This window comes from Kitasatospora sp. NPDC001119, from assembly GCF_053598475.1.
The window spans coordinates 1-18,954 of the sequence record NZ_JBSFKI010000005.1 but is presented as its reverse complement, the minus strand read 5'-3'; the positions used below and the strand labels follow the sequence as shown (position 1 = coordinate 18,954).

Sequence of the window (18,954 nt, the reverse complement as noted above, 5' to 3'; positions counted from 1 at the left end):
CGGGAGCGGGGGACGGGGGCGAAGAGGACCGGGTGGGCCGGTGCCCGGACCCCGGCGCGCGGCGGGAGCGGGGCAGGGGGCGCGTGGTCGGGCGCACGGTTGGTACGGGCGCCGGGTGTGCGCGGGATCGGGTGGGGGCTTCTTCGAAAACAGCCTCTGCGCTTCGCAAACCTGTCCGGCGCGGGCAGTTGGATCACGCGAACCACCCCGTGCCCCTTTCACCCCACGTGATCGGACGCACACTGTTGCAAACGCCGTCAACTGGGCATGAGGATGAGTGGTCAGAACGAGGGGGCCACCCGGCCGGCGGGGGATCCGGAGGCGGGGGCCCGGATTTCAGGGCGGGGGCATGTGTTGATGGACGGTCAGTCGCGATTCCCGCGGCAGCGGACGAGTTCCGGCGACGCCTACCGGTCCGGGCCGGTCCAGGCGCCGGTCGCCGGCACCGGGACGACCCTGCCGGGTGCGCCGGCACCGGGGTGTGCCGTGCACCGGAGACTGCACCTCACGCTCGATCCGGCGGATCTCGTCGGGGTGGGCGCGGTGCGGCGGCGGTTGCGCTCGGCGCTGAGCCACTGGGGGGTGCCGGAGCTGTCCGACACCGCCGAGCTGCTCTCCTCCGAGCTGGTCACCAACGCGCTGCTGCACACGGGCAAGGGCGCGGTGTTCGACGCGGAGCTCGGCTCGGACCACCGGCTGCGCATCGAGGTGCAGGACGGCACCAGCAGACTGCCCGGGCGGCGGCGCGATCCGGAGGGCGAGTACGCGACCTCGGGGCGCGGCCTGCTGCTGGTGGAGGCGCTCGCGGACTCCTGGGGCGTGCAGCTGCGCGGCGACGGCAAGGTCACCTGGTTCGAGCTCGCCATGCCCTGAGTCCCGCCTCCGGGCGGCATGCTCCGGGCCGTGCGTTCCGGGCCGTGTGTTCCGGGTCGGCGGCAGGACGTACGATTGTTCGCCGTCGATTGATTCGCTGTCGAAGGAAGCCCAGAACAGAAGGCGGAACGGAAGATTTCCGGCCCGTTGGCATTGCCGCTCGGCCGAACATTGGCCAGGATGGTGGGAATGTGTGTCCACGTGCGGGAAGCAGCGGGGAGACCGAACCTCGACTGGCGACCGTCCGTCGCACCGTCCTATCCAGCACGACCCATCACAACGCCACGCGGCCCGTCCGGACGGTCGGCGCGGTCCGCCACGGCAGCGGCAGGAGCAGCATGCCCACTGAGCCCGAGTCGCCGGGGCCGGCGCTTCCTCCCGGCGCGGCGCCCGTCGTCGAGCCGCGGACGGTGGCGCCGCGAGCCGTAGAGCCGAGGACCGTGGAGCCGCGCACCGCCCGGCCGAGAGCCGTCGAGCCGCGTGTCGCCGAGCAGCCGGGCGCCCCGGAGCCGCGCACCTCCGGGCAGCCCGCCGCCGGCCCCACCACCACCGGGACGGGCCGGGCCCGGCCGCCCGCCCAGTCCTCGCGCCGCGGCTCCGCGGTGCGCCCGTCCCCGAGCCTCGCCGCCGCCCGGCTGGCGCCCGTGCTGTCGGGCGGCCTGCCGCCGTCCTCCGCGGACACCATGCCGGACTGGCTGGAGCCCGCGATGGCGGCCAACGGCATCGGCTCCTTCGACTGGGACATCCGCCGCGACGTCCTGGAGGGCGACCAGCGGGCCTGTGCGATCGTCGGACTGGACGCCCTGGGGCAGAGCCGCTTCGACCGTACGGCCGCCTCCTTCCTGGCCATGCTGCACCCCGAGGACGCGCCCGTGGTGCGCCGCCGGGTCGAGCGCGCGGTGTCCGAACTGGGCCAGTGCGGCGCCTACTACCGGACGGTCGGGGCGAACGGCGGCATGCGCGCGGTGCGCTTCCGCGGCCGGGTGCTCGCCGACGCCTTCGGCCGGGCCTCCCGGATGGTCGGCTTCGTCTGGGACGCCACCGTCGAGCTGCACAAGCGGGACCACGCCGACCGGATGGCCCTGCTGCGCGAGGAGCGCTCCCGGTTCATCAAGGAGGCGGCGCGCGCCCTCTCCGAAGCCGTCACCGTGCGTGACGTGGCCCGGGTGTTCACCGAACTGCCGCTGCCCGGACTGCCGCCGGACGGCCTGGTGCTGGCCTCCTTCGAGGCCGGACGGGCTCAGATCCTCGGCGCCTCCGGCTACCGCTCCGACTCGCTGGCGGTCTGGGACCGCACCGTGCTGCCGCCCGGCCACCCGGCCGCCGAGGCGCTGCGCCACCGCGCGCCGGTCTTCGTCTCGACCCGCGAGGACTTCCGCGACGGCTACCCCGAGGTGTGGGAGCAGACCAGCCGCACCGGCCGGGGCTCCTGGGCGTACCTGCCGCTGGTGGCCAGCGGCCGGGCGATCGGCGTCTGCGTGGTCAGCTTCGACGACGAGCGCGAGCTGGACGCCGACGAGCGCACCCTGCTGACCACCCTGGGCGGGCTGGTCGCCCAGTCGCTGGCCCGGGCCCGGCTGCACGACGCCGAGCACGAGCTCGCGGCCGGCCTCCAGCGGGTGATGCTGCCGCGCACCGTCCCGTCCGTCCCGGGCGTGACCACCGCCGTGCGCTACATCGCGGCCGGCTCCGGCCTCCAGATCGGCGGCGACTGGTACGACGTGGTGCCGCTGCCCGGCGGACACGTCGGCCTGGTGATCGGCGACGTCCAGGGCCACGACGTGCACGCCGCCGGGATCATGGGCCAGCTGCGGATCGCGCTGCGCGCCTACGCGGCCGAGGGCCACCCGCCCGCCGCCGTGATGGCCCGCGCCTCCCGCTTCCTCGCCGACCTCGACACCGACCACTTCGCGACCTGCACCTACGCCGAGGTCAACGTGGACTACGGCGTGGTCTACGCCGTCCGGGCCGGTCACCTCGACCCGCTGGTGCGCCGCGCGGACGGCACCGCCGCCGTGGTGCCGGTGGCCGGCGGGCTGCCGCTGGGCATCGACCCGGACCAGGAGTACCGGGTCACCCGGTTCAGCCTGGACCCGGGCGAGACCGTGCTGCTCTGCACCGACGGCCTGGTCGAGGCGCGCGGCATGGACCTGGACGAGGGCATCGCCCGGCTCGCCCGGGCGCTCGCCCGCCCGCTGCCGGACGCCGGGCAGGCCGCCCGCGACCCGCTGGAGGAGCTGGCCGAGCGGATCGCCTCCCAGGCCGCCGACTCCAGCGAGCGCGAGGACGACATAGCGCTGCTGCTCCTGCGCTGGGACGGCCCGGCCGGCGGGCTGGCCGCCCAGCAGCTGCGCCGCCGGATCGGCCAGGCCGACCTGGCGCGGGTCGCCGAGGTCCGGGCCGAGCTGCGCGACGCGCTGCGCCGCTGGGGCGTGGCCGAGTTCATCGACACCGCCGAGCTGCTCTCCTCCGAGCTGGTCACCAACGCCATCCGGCACACCGACCGGGACGCCATGTTCACCGCCCGGCTCTACCGGGAGCCGGAGGCGGACGGCGGCCGGGCCCGGCTGCGGGTCGAGGTGGAGGACGAGTCGGACCTCTGGCCGACCCGCCGGACGCCGGGGGAGCAGGCCTCCTCCGGGCGGGGTCTGATGCTGGTCGAGGCACTCGCGGACTCCTGGGGCGTGGAGCCGCGCGGCTCCGGCAAGAGGATGTGGTTCGAGCTCAGCGGGACGTCGGCGGCCTGAGCCCCGGCCCGGGGCCCGGTCTCCGGCTCCCGGGGCGCCGACGGGGGAGCGGTCAGCCGAACTGCTGCTCCAGGTCCTTCAGTTTGCGTTCCATCTCGTCCAGCCGGGGCAGCGTGACGGTGTCCTCCTCCAGGGTGAGGTCGATGGTGCGCCGCTCCGGACGGGCCGGCAGGCCCGGCTGGACGACCGTGCCCTCGGCCGGTTCCACCTCGCGCGGACCGGCGGGGCGCTCCACCTCGGGGCGCTCGGCCCCGACGCGCTCCGCCGGCACCCGCTCCGTCGAGACGCGTTCCACCCCGGGGCGGTCCGCCGCGGCGGCCGTCGCGGGCTCCGCGCCGGACCCCAGCCGCCGCGCCGTGCCGCCACCGCGCCGCCAGGCGCTGTGGGAGCGGTTGATCGCCCGGATCTCGGCCCGTTCCCGGCGCCCGGCCAGCTTGCGGCGCTGTTTCTCGTCGGCGCGCTCCCGCTTGTCGTCGCGCACCTCCTCGACCGCCTCGTCCAGGCTGCGGACGTTCTCCAGCAGCATCAGCGACCAGGCCGCGTAGGTCTCGCGCGGGGCGCGCAGCCAGCGGACGATGCGGATCTGCGGCAGCGGGCGCGGCACCAGGCCCTGCTCGCGCAGCGCGGCCCGGCGGGTCTGCTTGAGCGCCCGGTCGAACAGGATCGCCGCGGAGAGGGACATGCCGGAGAAGAACTGCGGGGCGCCGGCGTGGGTCAGGCCGCGCGGGGCGTGCACCCAGTTGAACCAGGCCGAGGCGCCGGCGAAGAGCCAGACCAGCAGCCGGGAGCCGAGCGCCGCGTCGCCGTGGCTGGCCTCGCGGACGGCGAGCACCGAGCAGAACATCGCGGCGCCGTCCAGGCCGAACGGGACGAGGTACTCCCAGCCGCCGGACAGGCCCAGGTTCTGCACGCCGAAGCCGACCAGGCCGTGGAAGGAGAGGGCGGCCGCGACGCCCGCGCAGCAGAACAACAGGGTGTAGGAGGCGCCGCCGTACAGGGATTCCTTGCGGCGGCGCCGTTCCTCGGAGCGTTCCCAGGAATCCGTGCCGGCGGTGGAGGAGGCGGACCCCCGGCTGCGGAGCAGGGCCACCAGGAGTGCGCTGACCAGCAGCCCCACGACCACGGTGATCGCCCATCCGAGCGGTATGTCGGACAATTTCATCGCCGAAACCAGCCTCGCTTTCCTGTGTCGCTTTTCTGCGTCGTGACGGCGGGGACCATCATGGCGGACGCGCGGCGAGGAAATGGCCGATTCGCCGTCAATGCGCTGAGGAGAGGGATTTCTGACCCGGTTACCATCGCATTGTCATGCGAATTTGAAGCGGGCTTTTCCCGGAATCGCGGGCTTTTCGGACCTGATATCGGACAGGTTTTCGTCAACGCCGCGTGACGCGCGGACAGCCGCCGCACATGTCCTTCGGATCGGCGGTGTAGACGAGGCAGCAGCTGGCCCGGGAGCGCTCCAGGACCGGAGCGCCACCGCCCCCGGGCGCCGGGGGCGCGAATCCGGCGCCCGGGATGAAGGGGGCCGGGGCCGGAGCGGGGCGGTCGCCCGCGCCGGGCGTGCGCGCGGGGTCGGGGGGCCCGCCGGGCGCCAGCAGCGCGGACAGTTCGGCGCGCGCCCGCTCCTGCTCCCCGAGCAGCCCGCCCGCGTAGCAGAGCCCCTCCACCACCGCGTCGGTGGCCATCGCCCACAGCACCCGGGGCCCGCGCCGCGCCTCCGGGCCGAAGGCGGTGAGCACCGGGGCCAGGAAGGCGCCCAGCGCGGACCGCAGGGCGGCGGCCAGCGCCGCCTCGTCCGGCACCGTCCGGGCCCACTCCGGGCCGACGGCCGTCCCGGGCTTCGAACCCGCCCCCGACCCGGCCGCCGGGTCGTCCGGAAGGCAGGCGAACTCCGCCGGGCGGACGGTCAGTTCGACCGCGTCGGGGCGCCGGCGCAGCGCGACGTCCCCGAGGCCGAGCAGCGGGACGCGCCGCTCCAGGAACCACGGCAGCGTGAACAGCAGCGAGACCGGCCAGACGAAGCGGTGCAGCCCGAAGCCGGCCGCGACGTCCGGGCGCAGCGGCTGCCCGTAGCGGGCGAGGCCCTGCCGGGCGTCGTGGGCGATCAGCTCGCGCACCGCCTCGGGGCGGGCGGCGAGGTCGGCGACGGGCAGCCAGCCGCCGCCGCGCCGGGGCGGTGCGCAGCGCACCGTCAGGACGGGGGTGAGTCCGGACAGCCGGTGGTACGAGGGGGCGCCCGGGGCGGTGGGGGCGGGGGTGCGCGCCCCGGTGGCGCGGGGGACGCGCGGCCTGGGGCCGGGCCGGGTGCTGCTCGCGGTCATGGACGGCCCCATCGGGTCGACCGGGGCGCCCATGGTCCGCCCGGCGGTGCCCGGCCGGGTGGTGGCGGCGCCGGACGCGGCCGGACCGGGGCATGGCGGTGCCCGGGGAACGGCAAGGCGACCTGGCCGGGGTACTGCTCCCCCCGGCCAGGTTAGCCTCACCTTAGCTGATCGTCCCCCCGGTCTCGCTGGTGATGCGCCCGTCCGGGGGAGCACCGGTTGTGCGGAGGGCGTTCAGCTGGCGCGCGAGCCAGACCGGCACGCCGCCCAGGGCGTCCACCAGCCGGGTCGCCTCGGCCCGCAGCCGCGCGGCCTCGGGCGGCTCGGACACCTCGGCGAGCGCCGCGAGCGCCGGCGCCACCCCCACCGTGAAGCCGAGTTGCTCGCGCAGCCGCAGGGAGGCGTCGAAGCCCTCCCGGGCGTTCCCGCGCTCCCCGCGCGAGAGCGCCAGCGCGGCCAGGTGCCGCCAGGTGTACGAGCGCAGCAGCTCGTCCCCGCGTTCGCCGGCGCCCTCGTGCGCCCGCCGGTAGGCGATCCAGGCCGCGCTGCGGTCGCGCAGCAGGTTCTCGGCGACCAGTCCGCGCCGGAAGTCCAGCAGCGGGCGGCCCGGGGCGTCCGGCGGCAGCAGGGCCGAGGTGCGGCCGAGCGCCGCCTGTGCCTCGTCCAGCCGGTCGCGCGGGCCGAGGACGCTCGCCACGTACGCGAGGAAGCCGCGGGCGCAGGCGGCGGCCGCGCGCTGCTCGGTGCCGGAGGCCAGGGCCTCCGCCAGGCGCAGCGCCTGTTCCGCCTGGGTCCAGTTCGCGGCGGTGAACAGGCATTGCTCGATGAGGAGTTCGGCCCGCCCCAGGGCCGCGTCCGGGTCGTGCTCGGCGGTCGGTCGCAGTAGTTCGGCGGCCTCCTGCCAGCACCCCCGGGACCTCAGCCGCCACACGGTGTCACCCGGCTCCTCCGCTGCCGCCCGCCCCCGCCCCTCCGGGTTGCTCGGGTCCCATCCGTGCTCCGACAACGCCACCTCCTTGTGTGCGCCATCCGGCATGGGCACGGACCTGCCCCTGAGGCCCTGTCGCCACGACCCGCACGCATGGCGACGACAGGGCGAAAGGCCCGCGCTGTGGCGGCAATTCAACACGGGGGTGAGCTTGTGCACCAGATCACGAGCGAAGGTTGTTGCTTTTGGAAGAGAAATGATCTAGGGGTGCGCGAGGGAAAGGGACCGGAGGGGGCCGGTGGGGCGGCCCGGCGGGGCCGCCCGGTGGGTCAGGAGGTCCAGCCGGTCTCCATCAGGGCCTCGGCGGCGCCGTTCGCGGGCTGCGGCACGCCCGCCAGGTCCAGGCTGAACAGGGCCACCAGCAGCTGTTCGCCGCGCACGGTGGCCTGGTGCGAATAGCCCGCGAGGGTGAACATCGCGGCGGCCATCTCCTCGGCGTGCAGGGTCTGGAGCCAGAGGCACTCGACCGACTTCACGTCGGCGGGCTCGGTCCAGGTGTCCACCTGGGCGACCATCCGGCCGCCCAGCAGGGTGACCCCGTCGCGCTCCTGGGACTCGGTGAGCTCCAGGTCGTCGAAGCCGAGCCACTCCAGGTAGCGGGCGGCGGTGAACACCGCGTCCTGCGAGGTGCGCACCGGGTGCGGGCGGAACGGCGCGCGGTGGCGGAACGGGCGGGAGCGGCCGGTCGGGGACGGTGCGGGCGGGGCCGGGGCGGGGGCGTTCGCCGGGTGGGCCGGGAGCGGGCGGGCGGCCTGCGGGCCGGGGGCGGCGAGCGGGGCGGCGGTGCCGGTGCCCAGGCGGGTGGCGCGGTCCACCGGCAGCCGGACGGTGGCGCCGCAGTTGCAGGTGAACTCGGGCTGCGGCCACTGGTCGGAGCGGCCGCAGTGCGGGCAGCGCATGCTCAGCCAGGAGTCCTCCCAGGACCGGAAGCGCACCTGCACCGGCACTCCGCCGCGCAGCAGCGGCACCTTGAGCGAGGCCCCGCACGGACAGGGGAGGGAGGGCGGTTCGTAGAGGTGCTCGCGGCGGCAGGCGGGGCAGCGGATCGCCCGGGCGCCACCGCCGGGCCCCGTCCGAGCGGGGTCGTGTCCGGTGAAGTCGTCGGGCAGTCCGGCCATCGCGGGCTCCGTCCGTCGGTGTCGGGTGGGTGGGACGTCTCCCATGCTCCCCGAAATGTCCGGCGCAGGACGCGGAATGGGGCAATCCTCAGGGACGGATCAGGGGATCCTGCCTGCTCGGGTAGGGAAGGAATCCTTCCGGAGGGGGATGCCCGGCGGGGCGGACCGGGACGTTCAGCCGGCGGACCAGCGGGCCAGGTCGGCGGGGGTGTCGAGGTCGTCCGGGGCGGCGACGTCGGCGCACTCGACCAGGACGAGCTCCGCCGCGTGCGCCGCCAGCAGGGCGCGGGCCCCGGCGTCGCCGCGGGCGCCCGCCGCCGCCTCGGCGAAGTGCCGGGCGCCGATCAGCACCGGGTGTCCGCGCCGCCCCTCGTAGGCCGCCGCGGCCAGTTCGGCGCCCGCCCGGTGGGCGGCCAGCAGCCGGGCCACCGCGGCCGGGGTGACGCCGGGGGTGTCCACCAGCATCACCAGTGCCGCCGAGGCGTGCGGCGGCAGCGCGGCCAGGCCGGCCCGCAGCGAGGAGCCCATGCCCTGCGCCCAGTCCGGGTTGCCGACCAGTCGGCAGCCCGGCAGGTGCGCGGTGGCCCGGACCCGTTCGCCCGCCGCGCCCAGCACCACCGTGACCTCCGTGCAGCCGCCGGCCCGGACCACCGCCACCGCGTGCTCCACCAGCGGCCGGCCCCGGTAGCGGAGCAGCGCCTTGGGCCGCCCGCCGAGGCGCCGCCCGCCGCCGGCGGCGAGGACCAGGGCGGCGACCGGGCCCGGTCCGGCGGGTGTCGGCGCTGTCTGCATGGGGCCAGCCTGCCCGGTCGGGGCCGGGGCGCGCATTGTGGGAAGCCACAAGCGGAGGCGGTGCGCGGTGGCCGCGCCCCGGCGGTTCGGCCGCTGGCCGGGGCGGGCCCGCCCCGCCTGTACTGGGCCGATGAACACGGCCCCGTACAACCCCGCCCCGCGCACCACGCCTCCGCGCACCACGCCTCCGTACGACACACGACCGCACGACAGCGAGGCCCCGCCCCCGCTGGTGGACCGCTTCGGCCGGGTCCACACCGATCTGCGGGTCTCGCTGACCGACCGCTGCAACCTGCGCTGCACCTACTGCATGCCGGCGGAGGGGCTGCCCTGGCTCGGGCGCGCCGGGCTGCTGGGGGACGACGAGGTGGTCCGGCTGGTGCGGATCGCGGTGGAGCGGCTGGGGGTGCGGTCGGTCCGGCTGACGGGCGGGGAGCCGTTGCTGCGGCGGGGGTTGGCGGGGCTGGTCGGGCGGATCGCCCCGCTGGGGGCCGAGTTGTCGTTGACCACGAACGGGATCGGGCTGGCGCGCGCGGCGGCCGGGCTGGCGGCGGCGGGGCTGGGGCGGGTGAACGTCAGCCTGGACACGCTGCGTCCGGAGCGCTTCGCCGCGATCACCCGGCGGGACCGCATCGGTGACGTCCTCGCGGGGCTGGCAGCGGCGAGGGCGGCGGGGCTGGGGCCGGTGAAGGTGAACGCGGTGCCGGTGCGCGGGGTCAACGACGACGAGATCGTGGAGCTGGTGGAGTTCGCCGTCGGGCACGGGTACCGGATGCGGTTCATCGAGTCCATGCCGCTGGACGCGCAAGGGGCGTGGGACCGTTCGGCGATGGTGACGGCGGCGGAGGTCCTGGCGGCACTCGAGGAGCGGTTCGACCTGGTCCCCGTCGGCCGGTCCGGCAACGCCCCGGCGGAGGAGTGGCGGATCGCCGGTACGGACGCGGTCGTCGGCGTGATCGCCTCCGTCACCCGGCCGTTCTGCGGCGGCTGCGACCGGGTGCGGCTGACGGCGGACGGGCAGCTGCGCGCCTGTCTGTTCGCGACGGAGGAGTCGGACCTGCGGGCGCTGCTGCGCGGCGGGGCGGACGACGCGGCGATCGAGGCGGCCTGGCGGGCCGCGGTGGCGGGCAAGGGGCCCGGACACGCCGTCGGCAGCGCGGAGTTCGTCCGGCCCGACCGCCCGATGTCCGCCATCGGCGGCTGACGGCGCCGCCCGGGCCCCGGACCAGGGGGTGAGCGGGTGTGAGCTTCGACATGCTCGGCGGGATCGCGTGGCGTCGGCTTGACCTCCCCCCGGGCGGCTGGTCTGCTGGCTTGCCGTCAACCCGCCCCTGACCTCCGGAGTTCCCCGTGCCCGCCCGCCGCTCCACCCTGTCCGCCGCCACCGTGTTCCTGATATGCGCGCTCGCGCTGGTCGGCTGGCTGATCGGCGGCCGCGACCACAAGTCGACCGGCCCCAAGGCCAACGGCGGCACCGCCGCCGCCGGGGCCACCGGCACCAGCCCGCTGCAGAACCCGGACGGCACCAAGCCCGGCCTGGCGCCGCTGACCACCCCCGAGGAGCAGAAGGCCGGCCGGGACGTCATCGCCAAGGTCACCACCGCCGCCGTCGGCACCAAGGACGGCTACGACCGCAACGAGTTCGGCCCCGCCTGGACGGACAACGTCGAGGGCGTCCCGTTCGGCGGCAACAAGTGCGACACCCGCAACGACCTGCTGGCCCGCGACGGCACCGCCGTCGAGCACAAGGACGGCTCGGACTGCACGGTCACCGCGATGACCATCTGGGACCCGTACACCGGCAAGAGCGTCCAGTGGACCAAGCAGCAGGCCTCCAAGATCCAGATCGACCACGTGATGCCGCTCTCCTACGACTGGCAGATGGGCGCCAGCAAGTGGGACAAGGCCAAGCGCGTCCAGATCGCCAACGACCCGCTGAACCTGATCCCCGCCGACGGCTCGCAGAACGCCTCCAAGGGCGACTCCGGCCCGGCCTCCTGGCTGCCCGCCAACACCGAGATCCGCTGCTCCTACGCGGTGCGCTTCGCCCAGGTCTCGCTGAAGTACCAGCTGCCCGTCACCGAGGCCGACAAGAAGACCATGCTCCAGCTGTGCGGCGGCTGACGAAACGTCAATCCCCGCCGTCGAAGGGCGGGCGCGGTGTGCCCCCGGTGACGGCCGGGCGCGGGCCGGGTGGTATTCGTGGGCGGTGGCCCCGATGATCTCCCCGCTCCCCCGGTCGGCCGGGCGCGCCGTGCCCGCCCTCGCCGCCGCCCTCGCCCTCGCGCTGTCGAGCGGCTGCACGGGCGCCGCCCGCCCGGCCGTCCGCCCGCCGCTGGACGAACGGGTCGCCGCCACCGCGGCCCCCGCCCTGCGCGCGCTCTACGACCAGCGGATCGACTGGCGGAGCTGCCCCGGCGAGGACGACGGCGACCAGGACGCGGCCGCCGTGCGGTGCGCCACCCTCAAGGTCCCGCTGGACTACGCCGACCCGGGCGGCCGCACCGTCGACGTCGCCCTCGCCAAGGTGGCCGCCGCCGACCCGAAGCGGCGGCTCGGCACCCTGCTGCTCAACCCCGGCGGCCCCGGCAACTCCGGTGTCGACATGGTCCGTTGGGGCTGGCAGAGCTACCAGGGGCCGCTGCACGACCGGTACGACCTGGTCGGCTTCGACCCGCGCGGCGCCGGCGACACCACCCCCGTCCACTGCCTGGACGACCGCACCCGCGACCAGTGGAACGCCACCGACGACCCGGCCTACGACCACGCCCGGATCCTCGCCGAGGCCTGCCGCGCCCGGCACGCCGACCTGCTCCCGCACCTCGGCACCCGCGACACCGCCCGCGACCTCGACGTGCTGCGCGGCGCCCTCGGCGAACGCCGGCTGGACTTCCTCGGCTTCTCCTACGGCACCCACCTCGGCGCCCGCTACGCCGAGGAGTTCCCCGAGCGCACCGGCCGGCTCGTCCTCGACGGCGCCGTCGACCACAGCGCCCCCGCGGCGCGGCTCGGCATCGAAGCCGCCGTCGCCGCCGAGACCGGGCTCCGGGCCTTCGCCGCCGCCTGCGCCACCGAGGACGGGCCGGCCTGCCCGCTCGGCGCCGACCCGGCCGCCGCCCCGCAGCGCCTCGCCCGCTTCCTCGACGGCCTGCGCGACCACCCGCTGCGCGCCGCCGACGGCCGGACCCTCACCGCCGCGCTCGGCTGGGTCGCCGCCCTGGACGTCCTCTCCGACGGCCGCCGCTCCTGGCCCCGGCTGCGCGAGGCCCTCGAACCGGCCGTCACCCGGGGCGACGCCGACGGCCTGCTCGCCCTCGCCGACGGCGCCGACGGCCGCGGCGAGGACGGCCGCTACCGGACCCCGGCCGACGCCTTCGCCGCCATCTCCTGCGCGGACGGCCCGCCGCCGCCCACCGAGGCGGAACTGCGCCCGGCCCTCGCCGAACTCGCCGCCCGCGCCCCGTTGACCAGCGGGCACGACCCGGTCGGCACCCTGCTCGAAGCGGACTGCCGCCCCTGGCCGTACCGTCCGGCCGAGCCGCCGCGACCGGTCCGGGCGCCGGGCAGCGCCCCGCTCCTGGTGATCGGCTCCACCGCCGACCCGGTCACCCCGTACGCCTGGGCCGAGCGGCTCTCCGCCGGGCTGGAGCACGGCGTGCTGCTCACCCGGGAGGGCGACGGGCACACCGCGTACGACAAGAGCGGCTGCGTCCGGGCGGCCGTGACGGCGTTCCTGGTGGACGGGCGGCTGCCGGCGGCGGGTACCCGCTGCGGGTCGGACTGAGGGCGCCAGGGTCCGGATGAGCTCGGCGGGGGTCGGCCGGGGACAGCGCGGAGGGGGCGTGCCGCTTTCGCGCGGCACGCCCCCTCCGGGGTCGCGGCCCTCGGTCAGGAGGTGGGGGCCGTCAGGTCGTAGAAGGTGGTCGAGCCGATGGTCTTCGCGGTGAAGTGGGCGGTCACCCAGGACTCGATCTGGGCGGACTCGCTCTGCTGCCCGCCCTCGCCGCCCGCGCCGCCGCCGAAGCCGCGGCGGGAGCCGCCCGCACCGATGAACCAGTGCACCTTGCCCTCCTGGACGTACTTCTGGAAGCCGGCCAGGGTCAGCGAGGGGTCGGTGCCGTTGAAGCCGCCGAGGGCCATCACCGGTTCGCCGGTGGCGAGTTGGTAGCCGGCCGCGGTCTGCGAGCCGATCGCGGCGGCCGCCCAGGTGTAGTGGTCGGCGTTCTCCTTGAGCATGGCGGCGACCTCGTCGGTCACCTTGGGGCCGTCGAGCAGGCCGCCCATGCCGCCGGGGGGCGGGCCGCCGGCCGTGCCGTCGACGGCGCCGCCGGGGAGTCCGCCCGCGCCGTCGGTGCCGGTGCCCTCGGGGTCCTGGGTGCCGGGGAGGCCGGTGCCGCCGCCGGTGCCGCGCTCGTGGCGGCCGTTGGCGCGGTCGCCGCCGTTGCCGATGCCGCCGCCCGGGAAGCCCTGCCCGGGCGCGAAGCCCTGCTGACCGCCCTGACCGCCCTGACCGCCCGCGAAGCCCCCCTGGCCACCCGGGCCGCCCTGGCCGAACCAGTGCCCGTTGCCGTTGCCGGTGCCGCCCGGGAAGCCCTTGCCGCCCCGGTGCCCCATGCCGCCCGGCCCGGACCCGCCCTTCACGCCCGGCCCGGCGGTCACGATCGAGCCGGTGTGCGGGGAGTTCACGGTGTCCACCGCGTACGCGGCCGGACCGCCGAGCGCCGCCGCCAGGCCCACCAGGCCCGCCACCGAGGCGATCCGCGCGCCGGCCCGGCCGGAGACCCGCCCGACGAACGGCCCGGCCGCCAGCGCGGCCGCCGCGAGCAGTCCGCCGGCCAGCACCGCCCAGCGCAGCCACGGCAGGAAGCCGGAGCTGCGGCCGAGCAGCACGAACGCCCAGACCGCCGTCACCGCGAGCGTCCCGGCCAGTACCAGCGCCCAGGGCACCCGGTGCCGGGCCCGCCACAGCCCGTCCACGCCCATGCCGACCAGCGCCGCGACGGCCGGGGCCAGCGCCACCGTGTAGTACTGGTGGAAGATCCCGGACATGAAGCTGAAGACCAGCGCGGTGGAGAGCAGCCAGCCGCCCCAGACCAGGAAGGCCGCGCGGGCGGTGTCGGCGCGGCCGTAGCGGCGGGTCGCCCAGAGGCCGGCCAGCAGCAGGATCAGCGCGGCCGGCAGCAGCCAGGCGATCTGCCCGCCGATGTCGGTGCCGAACATCCGGGTCAGGCCGGTCTGCCCCCAGCCGCGGCCGCCGGGCGCCGCGCCGCCCGGCAGGTCGACCCCGGCCGGCATCCGGGCGCCGCCGCCCACGCTGCCGCGCTCGTTGCCGTCGACCCGGCCGAGGCCGTTGTAGCCGAAGGTGAGCGAGAGGAAGCTGTTGTCCTGCGAGCCGCCGATGTACGGGCGGGCCGAGGCGGGCATCAGCTCGACGACCGCCACCCACCAGCCGCCCGAGACCAGCAGTGCCACGCCCGCGAGCAGGGTCTGCCGCACCCGCCGCCAGAGGCCGGTGGGCGCCACCACCAGGTAGATCACCGCGAAGGCGGGCAGCACCAGGAAGGCCGCCAGGGTCTTGGTGAGGAAGGCGAGGCCGAACATCACCCCGGTGAACACCAGCCACCGGGTGCCCGCCGCCTCGACGGCCCGGACCATCCCGTACGCGGCCAGCGTCAGCAGCAGCACCAGCAGTGCGTCCGGGTTGTTGAAGCGGAACATCAGCGCCGCGACCGGGGTGAGCGCCAGCGCGGCGCCCGCCAGCAGGCCGCCGAGCGGGGAGAAGCGCCGGCGCACCGTCGCGTACAGCACGCCGACGGTGGCCGCGCCCATCAGCGCCTGCGGGGCCAGCACCGACCAGGAGGAGAGGCCGAAGATCCGCGCCGAGAGCGCCATCGGCCACAGCGAGGCCGGGGGCTTGTCGACGGTGATGAAGTTCGCCGCGTCCGAGGAGCCGAAGAAGAAGGCCTTCCAGCTCTGCGAGCCAGCCTGCACGGCGGCCGAGTAGAAGGAGTTGGCCCAGCCGGAGGCGCTCAGGCCCCACAGGTAGAGGACGGCGGTCGCGGCCAGCAGCGCCAGCAGGGCCGGGCGCACCCAGCGCGGGTCGTCAGCGCGCCCGCGCCAGGCGCGGGCGGGGAGGGTGCGCAGCCGGTCGGGCCAGGTGGCGAACCCCTTGGGGCCGGCGGGCGGCAGGGGCTGTTCGGGGAAGAGCGGCGCCGGGTCCGGCCGGACCGGGTCCGGCTGCGGCACCTCCGGCGGCGGGTAGTGCGCGGCCTCGGGCCACGGTTCGCCGGCCGGAGGGGAGTAGCTGCTCGTGGTCATGCGCCATACCGTCGGTGGCGTGCCTGAGAGAACCGTGAGACGGGAGTGTGAGGCGCGTGTGATCTGGAACGTCAGGCGGATGGCGGTACGGCGAGGTGCTTGCCCAGCCACTCCAGGGCCGGGGGGATCTCCCTGGTCCAGGTGTGGAAGTTGTGGCCGGCGGTGTCCAGGGTGATGGAGGACATCGTGGTGGGGGCCTTGAAGGCCGCGATCATGGCCTTGGTCTCGTCGTAGTTGTTCTCGTCGTACGCGGTGGTCAGCAGCAGGTTGACCGGGGCGGGCGGCTGGTTCTTCAGCCGCCACAGCAGGTCGTTCTCCTGCTTCAGCCGGTCGTTGCCGCCGAACAGGTCGCCGGTGGTCGCGTCGTGGGCCGCGTCGTAGTAGCCGGAGAGCGCGACCGCCGAGCGGTAGGCGTCGGGCTTGCGCAGCGCGAACTTGAGCGCGCAGTAGCCGCCGGTGGAGTTGCCGATCACCGCCCGGCTGGCCGGGTCGGTGCCGATCCGGTAGGTGGTGGCGAGGGCCTTGGGCAGGTCGCTGGTGAAGAAGGTCTCCACCTGGGGGCCGTTCGGCACGTCCACGCACTCGGTGTCCCGGTCGCCGACCAGGGTGGGCCGGGTCATCACCAGGACGGTCGGCGGCAGCTTCTTCTGCTCGATCGCGTTCAGCGTGGACGCCGGGTACTGCATCAGCGAGATCAGCTTCTCCGGGGTGCCCGGGTAGCCGGTGAGCACCAGGGCCATCGGGAAGCGCTGCTTGGCGTAGTCCGGCTGGAAGTACTGCGGCGGCAGGTAGACGTACGCCTCGGTGGTCAGGCCGCTGCCGGCTCCTTTGACGTCGACCTTCTGGATCAGGCCGGAGCGCTCCGGGTCCGAGCCCTGCGCGGAGTAGAACTTCTGCTCGCCGGTGACGGCCACCCCGGACGCGTTGGGCTGGTGGTCGACCACCGTGCCGAGCCCGCCGCTGGTGCCGAGCAGGTCCGTCCAGGAGCTGTAGAAGCCGAAGTAGCTGTTGGCGATCAGGCCCATCGCGGCCAGCACCGACACCTGGGTGGCCAGGAACGCCCCGAGCCGGCCCAGCCACGCCTTCCAGCCCTTCCCGCCGAACCGCGGCCAGAGCCACATGGTGGCGGCGAAGACGGCGATCGCGAGGAGCGAGGCGATGATCTGGAGGGGGAGTCCGGTGAGACTGAGCACGGGCCCGATCGTAGTTGACCTCCGGAGACGGCCTCGGGGGGCCCCTCGGAGGTGACCGCCGGGTAATGGGTTGACGGGGTCGTTCGTGCTCGGGACCATGTGTGACCGCACGGCTGCGCGGTGTGCGCGCGGTCCGGCTACCCGGGGGTGGGGCATGAGGTTCACGGGGTCCGAGAGGTTCGTGGGGAAGGTCGGTCTGGCCGTCGGCACGGCGCTGGCGCTGGCGGCCTGCTCCGGTGGCGGGGGTGGTGGTTCGGCGGGCGGCTCGTCCGCGCCCGGGGCGGCGGGGACGGGGGTCTCGGCGAAGCCGACCGCGACGCCGACGCCGACCCCGACCCGGGCGCCGTACGGCCCGGTGCTCAGCGCGAGCGTCGACCCGGTCACCGTCGCGCTCGCCCAGGTGGCCGGCGCCAAGGACCTGGGCGACCTCGACACCGTGCTCGGCGGCATCGTCACCAGCGCGCAGGGCGCCGCCAAGTCCCTGAGCGTGGCGGACGAGCCGCCCGGGGTGACGGCGGCGCGGAAGGAACTGGTGGCGGCGCTGACCTCGCTCGCCACCGACGCCGGCAAGGTCCGCAGCGACATCAAGTTCCACGACGTCTGCGCGCTGAGCTCGGCCGAGGCCGAACTGGGCGCCTCCCAGGGGCTGGCGGCGGTGTCGGCGGCCCTCGTCACGATGACCGCGGCCGGCTACCAGACCACCTTCGCCGTCCCGCCGCTGCCCCAGCAGCAGTCCCGCGCGCTGGACAACGGCACCATGGTCCGGAAGGGGAAGCTGCGCGGCGAGGGCGTGTTCAAGGTCGAGAACGGCGGCAAGGTGGACGCCGTGGTGTCGCTCGCGCTGAACGGCAAGGCCGTGCACTCGGTGTTCGTCGGCAAGGGGCAGCACGCCAGTGTCGACGGCGTGGAGGACGGGACGTACGAGGTCTACGTCTCCGGCGGCGCGGACTGGGACTCCGATGCCAAGGGCTTCACCCAGAACTGCCAGTTCACCAAGTTCGAGGACACCTTCCCGTTCGAGACCGGCCGGACCGCGACCTCCTGGGAGATCACCCTCCAGCCGGTGGCCGACGGCAACGCCAAGACCAACGACGTGGACCCGAACGCCTTCCCGCAGCCGTAGCCGCAGCCGTAGCCGCAACCGCGACCGCGACCGCAGCCGTATCCACTGCCCCGGCCCGTAACGGGCATACCGGGACGGGTCGTTGCCGTCGGATGGCACGGCCCGTGCCGGGCAGTGGCGAGTTCGGTCACACTCCTTGACCTCTTGAAGTGGCCATGGCACTTTCATGCGGCGCGGGCGTCGGCGACCAGTCGTACACCCCGCGATCCCCCACAAGGAGAGCCATGTTCAAGAGACTTGTCGCGGTGGCCGGTACGAGTGCCGTCGTCGCGGGCGGGCTGGCCTTCGCCGCCGCCCCTGCGCACGCCGTCCAGGCGGCCGACCTGACGTCCACCATCGCCCTGAGCAACTGCTCGGCCTCGCTGGTCCGTTACCCCACCTCGGCGGCCGGTGACCGGGCGCTGATGCTCACCAACGGACACTGCCTGCCGACCATGCCCTCGGCCGGCCAGGTCATCCAGAACACCACCGCCAGCCGCAGCGGCACCCTGCTGGACGGCGCGGGCAACAGCCTGGGCACCGTCCAGGCCGACAAGCTGCTCTACGCGACCATGACCGGCACCGACGTCGCCCTCTACCAACTCACCGACACCTACGGGTCGATCAGCTCGAAGTACGGCGCCACCGCGCTGACGATCAGCGACGCCCACCCGACCGACGGCGCGTCGATGTACATACCCTCGTCGTACTGGAAGCAGGTCTGGAACTGCTCCGTCAACGGCTTCGTGCCGACCCTGCGCGAGGACGCCTGGACCTGGCACGACTCGCTGCGCTACAGCTCCGGCTGCAACACCACGCACGGCACCTCCGGCTCGCCGATCGTCGACTCCGCCAGCGGGCGGATCGTCGGCATCAACAACACCGGCAACGACGACGGCGGCATGTGCACCCTCAACAACCCGTGTGAGGTGGCCGCCGACGGCACCACCAAGGCCTACAAGGGCCAGAGTTACGGTGAGGAGACGTACTGGTTCACCACCTGCCTGAACTCCTCGACCCGGGCCATCGACCTCAACGTGGCCGGCTGCCTGCTCACCAAGCCGGCCGGCAGCGCCGTCTCGGTGACCAACCCGGGCAACCAGTCCACCGCCGTCGGCGGCGCGGTCAACCTCCAGATCAACGCCTCCGGTGGCACCGCCCCGCTGTCCTACGCCGCGAGCGGCCTGCCCGCCGGGCTGTCGATCAACGCCTCCACCGGCGCGATCACCGGCACCGTCTCCACGGCGGGCAGCTCCACCGTCACCGTCACCGTGACGGACGCTGCCGGCAAGTCGGCCTCCACCAGCTTCACCTGGGCCGTCTCCACCGGTGGCGGCGGCTGCACCCCGGCCCAGCTGCTGGGCAACGAGGGCTTCGAGTCGGGCACGGCCACGCCGTGGACGACGTCGAGCGGCGTGGTGGACAGCAGCGCCTCGCAGGCGGCCCACAGCGGCTCCTGGAAGGCGTGGCTGAACGGCTACGGCTCCACCCACTCGGAC

General features: G+C 75.2%; 14 protein-coding genes. 7 read left to right on the top strand and 7 right to left on the bottom strand.

Going from position 1 to position 18,954, the window contains the following annotated elements:
* Positions 1-486: 486 nt before the first annotated feature.
* Both ACWDD9_RS07450 and ACWDD9_RS07445 read left to right on the top strand, forming a co-directional pair.
* A complete protein-coding gene (locus ACWDD9_RS07450; RefSeq protein WP_049658213.1) occupies positions 487-873 on the top strand; it encodes an ATP-binding protein in 387 nt (128 codons plus the stop codon).
* Positions 874-1,211: 338 nt separating this feature from the next.
* The gene (locus tag ACWDD9_RS07445) at positions 1,212-3,620 is read left to right on the top strand and encodes a SpoIIE family protein phosphatase (RefSeq protein ID WP_079271782.1); all 2,409 of its coding nucleotides are present in this window, start codon (positions 1,212-1,214) and stop codon (positions 3,618-3,620) included.
* A gap of 52 nt (positions 3,621-3,672) precedes the next feature.
* Here ACWDD9_RS07445 and ACWDD9_RS07440 read toward each other — a convergent pair whose 3' ends face one another.
* The 5 genes from ACWDD9_RS07440 to ACWDD9_RS07420 all read right to left on the bottom strand — a co-directional run bounded on the left by ACWDD9_RS07440 (position 3,673) and on the right by ACWDD9_RS07420 (position 8,842).
* A complete protein-coding gene (locus ACWDD9_RS07440) occupies positions 3,673-4,782 on the bottom strand; it encodes a DUF2637 domain-containing protein (RefSeq protein WP_449811076.1) in 1,110 nt (369 codons plus the stop codon).
* Positions 4,783-4,996: 214 nt separating this feature from the next.
* Positions 4,997-5,944: a (2Fe-2S)-binding protein gene (locus ACWDD9_RS07435; RefSeq protein WP_449811075.1), complete on the bottom strand. Its 948-nt coding sequence runs from the start codon at positions 5,942-5,944 to the stop codon at positions 4,997-4,999.
* Between the two features lie 163 nt (positions 5,945-6,107).
* Positions 6,108-6,980: a tetratricopeptide repeat protein gene (locus ACWDD9_RS07430; RefSeq protein WP_049660965.1), complete on the bottom strand. Its 873-nt coding sequence runs from the start codon at positions 6,978-6,980 to the stop codon at positions 6,108-6,110.
* 221 nt (positions 6,981-7,201) lie between these two features.
* Complete coding sequence (locus ACWDD9_RS07425) at positions 7,202-8,050, bottom strand: hypothetical protein (protein ID WP_241852729.1); 849 nt, start codon at positions 8,048-8,050, stop codon at positions 7,202-7,204.
* Positions 8,051-8,224: 174 nt separating this feature from the next.
* Positions 8,225-8,842, bottom strand: a complete 618-nt coding sequence (locus ACWDD9_RS07420; RefSeq protein WP_259316543.1) for a nucleotidyltransferase family protein — start codon at positions 8,840-8,842, stop codon at positions 8,225-8,227.
* Positions 8,843-8,972: 130 nt separating this feature from the next.
* On the opposite strand from ACWDD9_RS07420, the gene moaA reads away from it, so the two are divergent.
* The 3 genes from moaA to ACWDD9_RS07405 all read left to right on the top strand — a co-directional run bounded on the left by moaA (position 8,973) and on the right by ACWDD9_RS07405 (position 12,626).
* Complete coding sequence (gene moaA, locus ACWDD9_RS07415) at positions 8,973-10,046, top strand: GTP 3',8-cyclase MoaA (RefSeq protein WP_449811074.1); 1,074 nt, start codon at positions 8,973-8,975, stop codon at positions 10,044-10,046.
* A 146-nt stretch (positions 10,047-10,192) separates the two neighbouring features.
* Complete coding sequence (locus ACWDD9_RS07410; RefSeq protein ID WP_117487336.1) at positions 10,193-10,966, top strand: HNH endonuclease family protein; 774 nt, start codon at positions 10,193-10,195, stop codon at positions 10,964-10,966.
* A gap of 94 nt (positions 10,967-11,060) precedes the next feature.
* Entirely contained in the window at positions 11,061-12,626 is a 1,566-nt protein-coding gene (locus ACWDD9_RS07405; RefSeq protein ID WP_449811073.1) for an alpha/beta hydrolase, read from the top strand.
* A 104-nt stretch (positions 12,627-12,730) separates the two neighbouring features.
* Here the strand turns inward: ACWDD9_RS07405 and ACWDD9_RS07400 are convergent, their stop codons facing one another.
* Both ACWDD9_RS07400 and ACWDD9_RS07395 read right to left on the bottom strand, forming a co-directional pair.
* Positions 12,731-15,160, bottom strand: a complete 2,430-nt coding sequence (locus ACWDD9_RS07400; protein ID WP_449811072.1) for a glycosyltransferase family 39 protein — start codon at positions 15,158-15,160, stop codon at positions 12,731-12,733.
* A gap of 71 nt (positions 15,161-15,231) precedes the next feature.
* Entirely contained in the window at positions 15,232-16,353 is a 1,122-nt protein-coding gene (locus ACWDD9_RS07395) for an alpha/beta hydrolase (RefSeq protein WP_074001025.1), read from the bottom strand.
* A gap of 154 nt (positions 16,354-16,507) precedes the next feature.
* Between ACWDD9_RS07395 and ACWDD9_RS07390 the strand changes: the two genes are divergently transcribed.
* Both ACWDD9_RS07390 and ACWDD9_RS07385 read left to right on the top strand, forming a co-directional pair.
* Entirely contained in the window at positions 16,508-17,476 is a 969-nt protein-coding gene (locus ACWDD9_RS07390; RefSeq protein WP_449811071.1) for a hypothetical protein, read from the top strand.
* A gap of 224 nt (positions 17,477-17,700) precedes the next feature.
* Positions 17,701-18,954, top strand: a 1,254-nt coding sequence (locus ACWDD9_RS07385; RefSeq protein ID WP_449811070.1) for a putative Ig domain-containing protein, incomplete at its 3' end; no start/stop codon positions are given.

What these genes read in the sequence shown, in the direction of transcription:
- ACWDD9_RS07445 (WP_079271782.1), top strand. Translation starts at nt 1,212, where the DNA reads ATGCCCACTGAGCCCGAGTCGCCGGGGCCGGCGCTTCCTCCCGGCGCG.
- ACWDD9_RS07440 (WP_449811076.1), bottom strand. Translation starts at nt 4,782, where the DNA reads ATGAAATTGTCCGACATACCGCTCGGATGGGCGATCACCGTGGTCGTG.
- ACWDD9_RS07435 (WP_449811075.1), bottom strand. Translation starts at nt 5,944, where the DNA reads ATGACCGCGAGCAGCACCCGGCCCGGCCCCAGGCCGCGCGTCCCCCGC.
- ACWDD9_RS07430 (WP_049660965.1), bottom strand. Translation starts at nt 6,980, where the DNA reads ATGCCGGATGGCGCACACAAGGAGGTGGCGTTGTCGGAGCACGGATGG.
- ACWDD9_RS07425 (WP_241852729.1), bottom strand. Translation starts at nt 8,050, where the DNA reads ATGGCCGGACTGCCCGACGACTTCACCGGACACGACCCCGCTCGGACG.
- ACWDD9_RS07420 (WP_259316543.1), bottom strand. Translation starts at nt 8,842, where the DNA reads ATGCAGACAGCGCCGACACCCGCCGGACCGGGCCCGGTCGCCGCCCTG.
- moaA (WP_449811074.1), top strand. Translation starts at nt 8,973, where the DNA reads ATGAACACGGCCCCGTACAACCCCGCCCCGCGCACCACGCCTCCGCGC.
- ACWDD9_RS07405 (WP_449811073.1), top strand. Translation starts at nt 11,061, where the DNA reads ATGATCTCCCCGCTCCCCCGGTCGGCCGGGCGCGCCGTGCCCGCCCTC.
- ACWDD9_RS07400 (WP_449811072.1), bottom strand. Translation starts at nt 15,160, where the DNA reads ATGACCACGAGCAGCTACTCCCCTCCGGCCGGCGAACCGTGGCCCGAG.
- ACWDD9_RS07390 (WP_449811071.1), top strand. Translation starts at nt 16,508, where the DNA reads ATGAGGTTCACGGGGTCCGAGAGGTTCGTGGGGAAGGTCGGTCTGGCC.